This is a genomic window from Xanthomonas sp. D-99 (assembly GCF_017746145.1).
In the GTDB taxonomy this organism is placed as follows: Bacteria; Pseudomonadota; Gammaproteobacteria; order Xanthomonadales; family Xanthomonadaceae; genus Xanthomonas; species Xanthomonas cissicola.
In genome coordinates, this window is the sequence record NZ_JAGHWU010000026.1 from 43,275 (window position 1) to 55,006 (window position 11,732).

Consider the following 11,732-nt stretch of genomic DNA (forward strand, 5'->3'; position numbering starts at 1 on the left):
GCGTGCTGCCTGCCCGCTTCTTCAAGCTGCCCAATACGGGGTGTATTCCTTTACATCGCAGGCATCGACGTGCGGCGCGCAGTGGCAGGCAACAGGCGATGCGGCGTCGCGCAGGAGTGTGCCGCCTGGAAACGCGCGGGTAGGCGATGGCGCGCATGCGCCGGTCGCGCACGTCGCTAATGCAGCGCGCTGGAAATCTCGGCGGTTGCCGCGCACAGGGCCTGCAACGCCGCTTGCGGACTCACCAGCGCAGGGCGCCGTTCGATGAAGGGCACCGTGAGCGTGTAGGTGGCGCTGCCGCGCTGCAGGATCGGTGCAGTCAGATCGACCACGCCCACCACCGCTTCGCTGGGCTGCATGGCATAGCCATCGCGGCGCGCCTGCGCGGCGGCGGCCAGGAACTGCGCGCGCTCGAATGGCACGTCGCTGGCCTCGAGCATGTCCAGCCAGCGCGCCTGCACCTCCGGCTGCTGGAACGCGAACAGCACCAGTCCGGAGCTGGAATGCGTCAACGGGCGACGATGCCCCGGGCGTACCACCAGGCCCAGGTCGCTGGGCACGTCCATTTGCGCGATCACCACGATCTGGTCGCCGGATGGCGCGACCAGGTGGCACGGCTGATAGATCGTATCGGACAAGCGCCGCATCACCGGCAAAGCGGCTTCGCTGATGCTTTGCACCTGCGGCTGCTGCATGCCGAGCATGAACAGGCGGTTGGTCAGCACGTAGTCGCCCTCGCCATCGCGCGTGAGGTAACCGCGTTCTTCCAGCACCTGCAGCATGCGAAAGATTTCCCCGCGCGAACGCCCGATACCCTGCGAGATCGCCCCCATGCTCATCGGCTGCGCCTGACGGGCGAGCAATTCCAGGATGTCCAGCCCCTTGTCCAGGGCGGGTGCGCGGTACTTGGCGGGTTCGGTGCTCATCCGTTTGCGGGTCCAGGCAAGGTGCGGCGCGCCAGGGTACAGGCATCGCAGGCACGGCGGCGGTGGAGGTCTCTTGGTGCAAATATAAACAAAGATTTTATATTTGCATGGCGCTGGCCTGCGCAGTACGCTCGCTCGATTGCAACGCAAGCGCCACAGCCTTGGGAGGGGAACGGTCGCATGCATCACAGTGACATTGCCGCGTCGCCGCGCGGCAACCTGGCGCGCACCGCCATGGTTCCCCTGTTGTTGATCGTCAGCCTGTTCTTTCTATGGGGCATGGCCAACAACCTCAACGACATCCTGATCAAGCAGTTCAAGAAGGCGTTCGAACTGACCGACCTGCAGGCCGGGCTGGTGCAAAGCGCGTTCTACATGGGCTATTTCGTGTTTGCGATGCCGGCGGCGATGTTCATGCGCCGGCACAGCTACAAGGCCGCGGTGGTGCTGGGCCTGCTGCTGTACGCCTGCGGCGCCTTCCTGTTCTATCCGGCCGCGCAGGTGCACACCTACTGGCTGTTCCTGCTGGCGCTGTTTGTGATCGCCAGCGGCCTGGCGTTCCTGGAAACCACGGCCAACCCGCTGGTGACCGTCCTCGGTCCGGCCGATGGCGCGGCGCGGCGCTTGAACCTTGCGCAGGCGTTCAACCCGCTGGGCTCGATTACCGGCGTGCTGGTCGGCCAGCACTTCATCTTCTCCGGCGTGGAGCACACCCCGGCCGAACTGGCCGCGATGGCGCCGGCCGCGCGCGAGGCGTTCTTCGCCACTGAATCGGCGGCCGTGCAGATGCCATACCTGATCATCGGTGCGGTGGTGGTGCTGTGGGCGATCCTGATCGCGCTGGTGCGTTTTCCCAGCGGCGCGGCGGACGCAGACACCGGCGGTGCGCCCAGGCGCGCACGCTTCAGCGAACTGCTGCGTAATCGCTTGTTCGTGTTTGCGGTGGTCGCGCAGTTCTTTTATGTGGGCGCGCAGGTCGGAATCTGGAGTTATCTGATTCGCTATCTGCAGGATGCCGTGCCTGGCACGCCGGAAAAAACCGCTGCGACCTATCTGACCATCTCGCTGGTGCTGTTCATGGCCGGCCGCTTCATCGGCACCGCGCTGTTGCGTTACCTGGCGCCTGCCAAGCTGTTGGCGAGTTTTGCCGTGATCAATCTGATCTTGTGCGCGGTGGCCATCGCACTACCCGGGTGGATCGGGTTGTATGCGCTGGTGGCGGCGAGCGTGTTCATGTCGGTGATGTTCCCGACCATTTTTGCGCTGGGCCTGGACGGCATGCACGACGATGCACGCAAGCTGGGCTCGTCCATGCTGGTGATGTCCATCATCGGCGGTGCCTTGCTCACGGCGGTGATGGGCGCGGTGTCGGACATGGCCGGCATCCACTGGGCGATGGTGGTGCCGGGTGCGTGCTTTGCGGTGATTTTGTCGTTCGCATTGCGCGCCCGCCGCGCGGCGCCCGTCGTTGCAGGAGCCTGAGCATGCCGCGTCTTTGTTATGTGCTGGATCTACACGACGATGCGGCGCTGATGGCCGAATACGAGCGCTGGCATCAGCCCACCGAGGTATGGCCGGAAGTGGTGGCCTCCCTGCAGCAGGCCGGCATTCTGGAATTGGAGATCTTTCGCAGCGGCGATCGGCTGGTGATGCTGATGCAGGTGCGCGAGGACTACGATCCGGCCGCCAAGGCGGCGCGCGATGCAGCCGACCCGCGCATTCAGGCGTGGGAGCAGTTGATGTGGCGGTTTCAGAAGCCGCTGCCTGGCAGTGTCCCAGGCGAGAAATGGCGGCAGGCCGGGCGGATCTTTGCGCTGAGTGAGGCGATCGACGCGCAGCGCTAGGCCGCGCCCTCATCCGCCCTGCGGGCACCTTCTCCCGCAGGCGGGAGAAGGACGTGATCTGGCACAGGCCGGAGAGGTGCGTGGTTCGGTTTGGCTCGGGCGTGGTGGGATGGACCCTCCGGCCGGGCATCTGCAGTGCGCTGCGGCCAGCGGTTGGCGTTGCGCGACCTCGTAGACCTATGACCCCGCTATCCCGGGCGACCGACGACTTCCTTCTCCCGCGCGCGGGAGAAGGTGCCCGAAGGGCGGATGAGGGAACGCGGACTCAGGTCTTGGCGCTGGCCGCCAGATCCTCCACCCAGAACCGCCCGCACGGATAGCTGAACTCCGCAATCGAGGCGGCGTGCATTTCTGCGGAGAAACCAGCGGCTTCCGGGGCGAGATAGCGGCCGTGGCGGATGCGCACCGGATCCAGGAAGTGCTGGTGCAGATGGTCGACGAATTCGATCGCGCGGTCTTCCATCTTGCCGGTGATGGCCACGAAATCGGCCATCGCCAGATGCTGCACCAACTCGCATAGACCGACGCCGCCAGCGTGCGGGAATACGCGCACGTTGAACTTGGCGGCCAGCAGCAGGATGGCGAGATTTTCGTTGACCCCGCCCACGCGCGCGGCATCGATCTGGATCAGGTCCACCGCACCGGCCTGCAGCAACTGCTTGAACACCACCCGGTTCTGCGTGTGTTCGCCCGTGGAGACCGGCACCGGAGCGATGCCCTGACGGATGGCGGCATGGCCGAGCACGTCGTCCGGGCTGGTGGGTTCTTCGATCCAGGCGATGTCGAATTCGGCCAGCTGGCGCATCCAGTCGATCGCCGGGCCCACATCCCAGCGCTGATTGGCATCGACTGCCATGGCGATGTCCGGGCCAATGGCTGCGCGCGCGAGGCGGCAGCGACGAACGTCGTCGCGCACGTTGGCGCCGACCTTGAGCTTGATGGTGCGGAAGCCGTCGGCCACCGCTTCCTTGGCCAGCCGCACCAGCTTCTCGTCCGAGTAGCCGAGCCAGCCGGGCGAGGTGGTGTAGGCGGGGTAGCCTTGCTCGATCAGCGTGGCGATGCGTTGCGCGCGCTGCGGCTGCGCAGCGCGCAGGATCGCCAGCGCCTCGTCGCGGGTGAGCGCGTCGGTGAGGTAGCGGAAGTCGATGGTGTCGACCAACTGCTCGGGCGTGAGTTCGGCGATGAAGCGCCACAGCGGCTTTTTCGCAACGCGTGCAGCCAGATCCCACGCGGCGTTGATCACCGCGCCGATGGCCATGTGCATCACGCCCTTCTCCGGGCCGAGCCAGCGCAGCTGCGAGTCGTTGGTGAGCCGGCGCGCGAATGCGCCCAGATCGGCGATGACATCTTCTACGCGCAGGCCGACCACATGCTCGGCCAGTGCCGCCACCGCAGCGGTCTGCACGTCGTTGCCGCGGCCGATGGTGAAAACCAGGCCGTAACCGGCCAGGTCATCGGCCGCATCGGTGCGCAGCACGACGTAGGCCGCCGAGTAATCGGGATCGGGATTCATCGCATCCGACCCATCCAGCTCACGCGAGGTGGGGAAGCGGACGTCGTGGGTATCGAGGGCGACGATGGTGCTCATGAAAGTCCTGGCGATGGAAGGCGGGAAATAAAACGGATGAAATAAAAATGCTGGAATTAAGCGATGACGAAAGACGACCACGGGGAGCTGCGCTGAAGCCCCTCTCCCGAGGGGAGAGGGGCTTCAGGTTGCGTCATGCGGAAAATAGCCACTCGCGTTAAGCGCAATGTTGCTCGTACGACGATCAAGGTCTTCGCCAGCAAACATCCTCAACCCGCATCGCGCGGATGCGCCACGACCGGCTGACGCTGACGACCCAGGCCTTCGATCTCCAGTTCCATCACATCGCCCGGTTTGAGGTAGACCGGCGGCTTCTGGCCCAGGCCCACGCCCGGTGGAGTGCCGGTGCTGATCACATCGCCCGGCATCAGCGTCATGTAGCGGCTGATGTGGCTGACCAGCTCGGCCACGCCGAACACCATCGTGCGCGTGCTGCCGTTCTGGTAGCGGTGGCCGTTGACCTCCAGCCACATCGACAGGTTCTGCGGGTCGGCGATTTCGTCGCGGGTGACCAGCCACGGGCCGATCGGACCGAACGTGTCCGCGCTCTTGCCCTTGACCCACTGGCCGCCATGTTCGAGCTGGAATTCGCGCTCGGACAGGTCGTTGATCACGGCGTAGCCAGCCACATGATTCAGCGCTTGGTCCACCGAGACATCGCGCGCCACATCGCCGATCACCACGCCCAGCTCCACTTCCCAGTCGCTCTTCACCGACCCGCGCGGGATGATCACCGTGTCATTGGGGCCGCACACCGCCGTGGTGGCCTTCATGAAAAGAATCGGCATCTTGGGCACTTCCATGCCCGATTCGGCGGCGTGGTCGGCGTAGTTCAAGCCAACGCAGATGAATTTACCGATGCGGCCCACCGCAGCGCCGTAACGCACCTCGCCTTCGATCAACGGCAGCGTGGCCACATCCAGTGCGCGCAGTTTTTCCAGGCCGGCGGCGGTGATGTGTTCGCCTGCCACATCGTCGATCACACCGCTGAGGTCGCGGATGCGGCCTTGGCTATCGATCAGGCCGGGGCGTTCGTGGCCTTCGGCGCCAATGCGTACGAGTTTCATGCGGTCTTCCTTTGCAGATGAGAAGGGGAGCGGCTAGCAAACCTAGCGCGCATGCATCGGGTGGGTAAGGACGGTGTGCTCATCTCGACGCGGGCACATGCGACAGATCGCAGCACGCGTTGCCGCACTCAGTTGGACCAGCCGCCATCGATGATGTGGGTCTGGCCGGTGGTGAAGGAGGATTCGTCCGAAGCCAGGTACATCACCAGCTGCGCAATCTCGCCTGGGTCGCCCAGGCGGCCCATCGGCTGGCGGTCGGTGAAGCTCTTCCACACCGCCTGTTCGTCGCCGCCCAGGGCCTTGACGCGCTCGCCCAGCGACGGCGTCTTGATGGTGCCCGGGCAGATCGCGTTGCAACGCACGCCCTGCGCCACGTAGTCGGCCGCGATCGCCTTGCTCAGGCCGATCACCGCGGCCTTGGTCACGCCGTAGACGAAGCGGTTCGGCACGCCCTTGATGCTGGAAGCCACCGAGGACATGTTGATGATGCTGCCGCGGCCGCGTTCGAGCATGCCCGGCAACACCGCCTTGCAGGTGTAGTACATCGCATCGACGTTGATCGAGAACGAGCGGCGCCACGCCGGCTCGTCGCAGTCGAGAATGCTGCCCTGATGCACGAAGCCGGCGCAGTTGAACAACACATCGAACGGGCCGTGTGCGGCGATCAACGCGTTGATCGCGGCAGCATCGGTGACGTCGAGCAGTTGGGTGGTGATGGCATCGGATTCGGCGGCCAGTGCCTGCAAGGCCCCGGCGTCGATGTCGGTGGCGATCACCTGTGCACCGGCGCGTGCGCAGGCCAGCGCACTTTCGCGACCGATGCCGGCGCCGGCGGCGGTGATCAGGCAACGCTTGCCCTGCAGGCGGTTATTGGAAGTGGTGGGAATCGAGACAGTCATACCGATGAAGTTCCGTGGGTGGGGGCCGCCGGCCGTGGCAGACGATAGAACGTGCGTGCGTTGTCGCCGAAGATGGCTGCCGCGTGCTCGGCGGCATGCCGGGTGACGAGTTGCTGGGCGAGCGCGAACCACTGCGCGTAATCGGCGCGCAGGCTCAGCACCGGCCAATCGCTGCCCCATAGCAGCCGCTGCGCGCCGAAGCGGGCGAACAGGTGCGCCACATACGGCTCCAGCGCGTCGATGCCAGCGCCGCGCGCGGCTTCGGTCAGCAGCCCGGAGAGTTTGCAATACACGTTGGGATGCTGGGCCAGGGCAGCCATGCCGGCGGCCCAGGCAACGAATTCGCCCGCCGCAATCTGCGGTTTGCCGCCGTGATCGACCACCACGCGCAATGCCGGATGGCGCTTCAAGCGCGCCTGCAGTGCCGGGACGTGCACGGCGCGGATCAATGCATCGAAGGCCAGGTCATGCGTCAGCAGCGCATCGAAGGCGGCATCCAATGCGGGGCTGGCCAGCCAGTGCACGTCGGCGATGTCCTGCACCATCGGGCGCAGGCCCTTGAGTACGCCGCCGCCGGCGCGCACCAGTGCGCCGATGCGTGCAGCGGCATCGGGCGCAGCGAAGTCCACCCAGCCCACCACGCCGGCAATGCGCGCATCGTCGCGGGCCAGCTCGAACAGGTAGCAGGTCTCCGCCTCGGTGGCGGCCGCCTGCACCACCACCACGTGATCGACAGCGGCCGCGTCCAGCGCAGCGCTGACGTCGTCGGGGCCGAAGTCGCGGTACAGCGGCGCCAGCTCGGGCGTCAGCCAGTGGTAATCGCCACGGGCCAAGTGCCAGAAATGCAGGTGCGCGTCGACCCGGCTCATGGCGTGGGCAACTCCGCAGCGAGCAGACCCTCATCGCGCAGGCGTTGCCACAGTGCCGATGGCACCGGGGCCGCAAGCCGCGTGGCAGCCGATCGCACTTCGGCCACGGTGCGCATGCCGGCCACCACCGTGGTCACTGCCGGGTGCGCCAGCGGGAACTGCAATGCGGCCGCACCGATATCCACCCCGAACGCCGCGCAGGCCGCGTACAGCCGCTGCGCATGCTGCAGCGTGGCGGTGTCGACCGGGGCGTAGTTATAGGTGGCGCCGGGGCCGCGTGCGTCGCTGAGCAGGCCGGAACTGTATGGGCCGGCCGACAGGATCGCCACATTGCGTTGCTGCGCCTGCTGCAGCAGCGCGCGCGCGCCGTGCTGTTCCAGCAGGGTGTAGCGGCCGGCCAGCATCACGCAGTCGAGCGGAAAGCGCGGCAGCACCTCCAGTGCCACGTCCTGCTCGTTGACGCCCAGCCCGATCGCCCCGCAGGCACCGGCCGCCTTCAGCTCCGCCATCGCCGGCAAGGCCTCCTCCAAGGCCTGGCGCAGGACGTTGGCGTGGTTGTCGCCGTGAGTCAGCGCACCGATGTCGTGCAGCAGCACGTCGATGTAGTCGGTGCCCAGGCGTTCCAGGCTGGAGGCGAACGCGCGCCGCACGCCGTCGGCGCTGTAGTCGAACTCGGCACGCCGCCCGGCCACCGCAAAACCATCGCGGCCGGCAGCGGCGTGGGCGTCGTCGTAGATGCAACGGCCAACCTTGGTCGACAACGTATAGTCCGCGCGCGGCACGCCGGCCAGCCCACGACCCAGGCGCGCTTCGCTCAGCCCGTAGCCGTAATAAGGCGCGGTATCGAAATGACGAATGCCGGCCTCGAACGCGCCTGCGACCGCTGCCAGTGCGTCCGCTTCATCCACTTCCGTATACAGGTTGCCGATCGGGGCAGCACCCAAGCCCAGTGCAGAAAGTTGCACGTCGGTGCCTCCCAGACGCTGCCGCGCCACGCCGCTCATGCGCACCGCTCCGCGAGCAGGACGCCAGCGCGGGTGGTTGGAGAATCCGTAGAACAGAAGCTGAGCATTGCAACGTCCACCATCCGGTAGGTGCCGGACTGTTCGCATATGAATATGGCAATCATCAATGAACAGATCACGCTGCAGTGCAGCATCGCCGTGGTCTGGGCGTGCGCATGGTCGTTTAGGTCGGGAGCGCTATGTCGGATGTCGCAGATGGCATGACCAGTTCCTATACCGCCCTGCCTGCGGTTGCGGCATGAAAGCCGGTGCGGCTAGATAGCTGCCTTCCTCGACGAAGCTGATGCATGGCAGACACGACACGGCGGGATTTGTTCAAGGGGCTGGCGGCCGGTGCACTGGTCGCGCCGCTGGCGGCGGCCCAGGCGTCGGCGACGCAGCGCGCAGGCACGCCGCAGTGGGCGCGCGGTGTGGAGGGGCAGCGCAAGGCGGATCTGGGCAACGGCACGTATCTCAATCCCATCGTGGCCGGCGATCACCCCGACCCCACCATCCTCAAGGATGGCGACGACTACTACATGACGTTTTCGTCGTTCTTCTCCTACCCGGGCATCGTGCTGTGGCATTCCACCGATCTGATCAACTGGACCCCGATCGGCCCGGCGCTGCATCAGGGGCTGGGCACGATCTGGGCGCTGGACCTGTGCAAGCACAACGACCGGTACTACATCTACATCCCGGCCAATCCGGACGACACCGGCTGGTCGATCTTCGTGATCTGGGCCGACGACATCCGCGGGCCGTGGAGCGCACCGATCGATCTGAAGATCGCCGGCTGCATCGATCCCGGTCACGTGGTCGGCGAAGACGGCAAGCGCTATCTGTTCGTCAACGGCATCCGCAAGATACGCCTGCGCGATGACGGCCTGGCCACCGACGGGCAGCTGGAACCGGCCTATGCGCCGTGGCGCTATCCCGACCACTGGGTCGTGGAGAATTTCGCGCCCGAAGGCCCCAAGCTGACCTGGCACGGTGGTTGGCTGTACCTGGTCACCGCCGTTGGCGGCACTGCCGGGCCGGTGACCGGGCACATGGTCATCGCCGCGCGTTCGCGCTCGGTGCACGGGCCGTGGGAGCATTGCCCGCGCAATCCGCTGGTGCGCACCCAATCGGACCAGGAGCCGTGGTGGTCGCGCGGGCATGCCACGCTGGTGGAAGGGCCGCGCGGCGACTGGTGGATGGTCTATCACGGCTACGAAAACGGCTTTCGCACGCTGGGGCGGCAGACCTTGCTGGAGCCCATCGAGTGGACGGCCGACGGCTGGTTTCGCGCCACTGGCGGCGATCTGTCCAAACCATTACGCACCCCGGCACGCGTGCCTGCCGGCAGCATGGCGCCGGCGACGGGGTTGGCGTTGTCCGACGATTTCTCCAGCGACAGGTTCGGTACCCAATGGAGCCTGCATGCGCCCAGGCCCGGCGAACAGGCGCGGGTGCGGCGCGCGAACAAGGCACTGACGCTGGCCTGTGCGGGCAGCTCGCCGATCGACAGTACGCCACTGACCTGCGGCGTGCCCGACCGCGCCTACATGGCAGAGGTGACGCTGGAACTGGTCGGCAATGCCGAAGGCGGCATCGTGTTGTTCTATAACCATAAGGCCTTCGTCGGCATCGGCTTCACTGCCGACACCATGAAAACCTACGAATACTCCGAGGAACTGGTGTGGGCACGCGCACCAAATACGCATCGGCGCATTCGCGTGCGGCTGACCAACGATCACCAGATCGTAGGGTTCGAGTATTCGGTCGATGCAGGCCAGCAGTGGACGCGGCACCCCACCCGCATGGAAGTGTCCGGATTCCATCACAACGTGTTCGGCGGTTTTTTGAGCCTGCAATTGGGCGTGTATGCCGCGCAGCAAGGCGAGGTGGTCTTGCGCGATTTCCGCTATCGCGCGCTGACGTAAGGACGCGGCGCGCCACGCAGCGCTGCAGTCAAACGGCGAGGCCCGGGGGGACCTCGCCGTCAAGCGTAACAGCGACCACCGACATCGCGCACCGCGTCAGCGGGTGCGGACGGCGCGAAGAATCGGAACGTGTACGTGCTACATGCCGATTCCGTACGCCTGCCTGCTGCATCCGATGGCGACGCAGTCGCTCCATCGATCGCAGTTAACCGCAGCAGTAGCAGACGTTGCCCTGGCCCAGGTCGCCGCCGAACTCCGGACACTCGGCTTTGCAGGCCCATGCACTACACGATTCGACTTTCGGCTGTGCGTTGTCGACCGCCATCACCTGGAAGGCGCCGAACCCGGTGCTGGCCAAAAAGGTCGCTGCCATCAACGCGCTACGCAAGCTTACCCAACGCTTCTTCATGCATTACTCCTTCACTGTTGCAAAAGCCGCTGGCGCGTCCGTGCGGCGCAAGGCGGCAACGAGGTCCTGCACCCGCTCCGTGGTATCGAAAACGCCAAGATGCGAATGACGCACGCGCCCCTCCCCATCGATGGCCATCAGCAGCGGCACGTTGCGTGCGCGGAACAGCATCAACGCGCGACGATCGGTCAACGTGACCACCGGGAAATCGAAACCGTGCACATGTGCGTAGCGCGCGGCCTGCGCGGCATCGCAATGGCCCACGCCCAACAGCTGCGGCCGGCCGGGAAGGTTGGCCTGCAGCTCCCGCGCCGCACGCAGCACGGTCGGTGCCGAGCGCTGGCAGTACGGGCAGGTAGTGGCGAAAAAGAACAGCACCTGCGCCGGCCCATGCGGCGCACCGAGCAGGTGCCGCCGGCCGTCGCCATCGGTCACTTCGATACGCGGCACGTACATGCCGTCATACGGCGCGCTGATGCGCGTCTGCAGCCACTGCTGCTGCACGCGCAGCTGCCGGTTCTGCCACGCCAGCACCGCAATCAATGCACAGGCCACCAGCAGGCCCATCCAGAGCCAGGGGAAACGTCGCGCCATGCCAGCTCCAAAGCGTCCTTGGTGCTCGAGCCTTGCCCAGGCATCAGCTCATGGTCAATGGTGATATCGACAATTGCGATGTCGCACGGGATGCGGTTGTGGATGCGATCACGCCCTCGCGCTTGGGCTTGTCACTGACGCGTGGTGTCGCGATTGGCATTTGCGCAATCAGCGTATCGTGGGAGCGTGCATGCAGCATCAGCGTGGATGCACAAGCGCACGCAGGGATGGGATGACGTTGTGAGCGCAGGCGCACGTCAAACCACCCAGGACGCTGAGCGGACCGCGCAGCAACACCGCCATCAAGGCGAGCGAGAGGATGTGCGGTCGAGACGCGTCGCCGCCTCGCGTGCGGGCTGATCTGTGGGCGAGGCGGACGCCACCGGCAAGCACGACAGAACCGCAAAGATGTCAGACGCAGCGCGATTGCCGCACGCGTTGCGCTACGTGCTGTCCAACATCCAGCCGTGCCCGCGCGTGGCATGCTGTATGGCCCGGTGCGTGCGTCCGTGCCGGCCTTACAAGGATCACCTAGGGAAGGTCTGATCAACTCACCGCAGATGCGCGACACTATCGCCTTATGTAGAGGATTCATCCATGCAGC

General features: G+C 65.8%; 12 protein-coding genes. 3 read left to right on the forward strand and 9 right to left on the reverse strand.

Translation table 11 applies throughout. From position 1 onward, the window contains the following. Positions 1-176 precede the first annotated feature (176 nt). The gene (locus J7360_RS12335) at positions 177-926 is read right to left on the reverse strand and encodes a helix-turn-helix domain-containing protein (RefSeq protein ID WP_022560352.1); all 750 of its coding nucleotides are present in this window, start codon (positions 924-926) and stop codon (positions 177-179) included. A 180-nt stretch (positions 927-1,106) separates the two neighbouring features. Between J7360_RS12335 and fucP the strand changes: the two genes are divergently transcribed. Both fucP and J7360_RS12345 read left to right on the forward strand, forming a co-directional pair. Beyond that, on the forward strand, positions 1,107-2,408 hold the full coding sequence (gene fucP, locus J7360_RS12340; protein ID WP_209033951.1) for an L-fucose:H+ symporter permease: 1,302 nt from the start codon (positions 1,107-1,109) through the stop codon (positions 2,406-2,408). Positions 2,409-2,410: 2 nt separating this feature from the next. Next, positions 2,411-2,770 (forward strand): L-fucose mutarotase, encoded by a 360-nt coding sequence (locus tag J7360_RS12345; RefSeq protein WP_057659242.1) that lies wholly within the window; start codon positions 2,411-2,413, stop codon positions 2,768-2,770. Between the two features lie 265 nt (positions 2,771-3,035). On the opposite strand, the gene J7360_RS12350 is transcribed toward J7360_RS12345, so the two are convergent. The 6 genes from J7360_RS12350 to J7360_RS12375 form a co-directional block, all read right to left on the reverse strand. After that, on the reverse strand, positions 3,036-4,358 hold the full coding sequence (locus tag J7360_RS12350) for an L-fuconate dehydratase (RefSeq protein WP_209033953.1): 1,323 nt from the start codon (positions 4,356-4,358) through the stop codon (positions 3,036-3,038). Between the two features lie 209 nt (positions 4,359-4,567). Next, entirely contained in the window at positions 4,568-5,425 is an 858-nt protein-coding gene (locus tag J7360_RS12355; protein WP_007966483.1) for a fumarylacetoacetate hydrolase family protein, read from the reverse strand. A gap of 128 nt (positions 5,426-5,553) precedes the next feature. Continuing rightward, a complete protein-coding gene (locus tag J7360_RS12360) occupies positions 5,554-6,324 on the reverse strand; it encodes an SDR family oxidoreductase (RefSeq protein WP_057659238.1) in 771 nt (256 codons plus the stop codon). Beyond that, on the reverse strand, positions 6,321-7,193 hold the full coding sequence (locus tag J7360_RS12365; protein ID WP_022560348.1) for an amidohydrolase family protein: 873 nt from the start codon (positions 7,191-7,193) through the stop codon (positions 6,321-6,323). Before J7360_RS12365 ends, J7360_RS12360 begins: the two co-directional genes overlap by 4 nt. Beyond that, on the reverse strand, positions 7,190-8,197 hold the full coding sequence (locus J7360_RS12370; protein ID WP_057659236.1) for an aldo/keto reductase: 1,008 nt from the start codon (positions 8,195-8,197) through the stop codon (positions 7,190-7,192). Before J7360_RS12370 ends, J7360_RS12365 begins: the two co-directional genes overlap by 4 nt. Beyond that, positions 8,194-8,415 (reverse strand): hypothetical protein, encoded by a 222-nt coding sequence (locus J7360_RS12375; RefSeq protein WP_057659234.1) that lies wholly within the window; start codon positions 8,413-8,415, stop codon positions 8,194-8,196. Before J7360_RS12375 ends, J7360_RS12370 begins: the two co-directional genes overlap by 4 nt. Positions 8,416-8,505: 90 nt before the next feature. Here J7360_RS12375 and J7360_RS12380 point away from each other — a divergent pair, with 90 nt between their 5' ends. Next, on the forward strand, positions 8,506-10,125 hold the full coding sequence (locus tag J7360_RS12380) for a family 43 glycosylhydrolase (protein ID WP_057659233.1): 1,620 nt from the start codon (positions 8,506-8,508) through the stop codon (positions 10,123-10,125). Between the two features lie 205 nt (positions 10,126-10,330). Here J7360_RS12380 and J7360_RS12385 read toward each other — a convergent pair whose 3' ends face one another. After that, complete coding sequence (locus tag J7360_RS12385) at positions 10,331-10,534, reverse strand: hypothetical protein (RefSeq protein ID WP_005922076.1); 204 nt, start codon at positions 10,532-10,534, stop codon at positions 10,331-10,333. 3 nt (positions 10,535-10,537) lie between these two features. After that, positions 10,538-11,101, reverse strand: a complete 564-nt coding sequence (locus J7360_RS12390) for a TlpA disulfide reductase family protein (protein ID WP_209033955.1) — start codon at positions 11,099-11,101, stop codon at positions 10,538-10,540. Positions 11,102-11,732: the final 631 nt, after the last annotated feature.

Bases quoted from the DNA above. Each gene is read 5' to 3' on its own strand.
- J7360_RS12335 (WP_022560352.1), bottom strand. From the start codon at position 926: ATGAGCACCGAACCCGCCAAGTACCGCGCACCCGCCCTGGACAAGGGG.
- fucP (WP_209033951.1), top strand. From the start codon at position 1,107: ATGCATCACAGTGACATTGCCGCGTCGCCGCGCGGCAACCTGGCGCGC.
- J7360_RS12385 (WP_005922076.1), bottom strand. From the start codon at position 10,534: ATGAAGAAGCGTTGGGTAAGCTTGCGTAGCGCGTTGATGGCAGCGACC.
- J7360_RS12365 (WP_022560348.1), bottom strand. From the start codon at position 7,193: ATGAGCCGGGTCGACGCGCACCTGCATTTCTGGCACTTGGCCCGTGGC.
- J7360_RS12345 (WP_057659242.1), top strand. From the start codon at position 2,411: ATGCCGCGTCTTTGTTATGTGCTGGATCTACACGACGATGCGGCGCTG.
- J7360_RS12380 (WP_057659233.1), top strand. From the start codon at position 8,506: ATGGCAGACACGACACGGCGGGATTTGTTCAAGGGGCTGGCGGCCGGT.
- J7360_RS12355 (WP_007966483.1), bottom strand. From the start codon at position 5,425: ATGAAACTCGTACGCATTGGCGCCGAAGGCCACGAACGCCCCGGCCTG.
- J7360_RS12350 (WP_209033953.1), bottom strand. From the start codon at position 4,358: ATGAGCACCATCGTCGCCCTCGATACCCACGACGTCCGCTTCCCCACC.
- J7360_RS12370 (WP_057659236.1), bottom strand. From the start codon at position 8,197: ATGAGCGGCGTGGCGCGGCAGCGTCTGGGAGGCACCGACGTGCAACTT.
- J7360_RS12360 (WP_057659238.1), bottom strand. From the start codon at position 6,324: ATGACTGTCTCGATTCCCACCACTTCCAATAACCGCCTGCAGGGCAAG.
- J7360_RS12390 (WP_209033955.1), bottom strand. From the start codon at position 11,101: ATGGGCCTGCTGGTGGCCTGTGCATTGATTGCGGTGCTGGCGTGGCAG.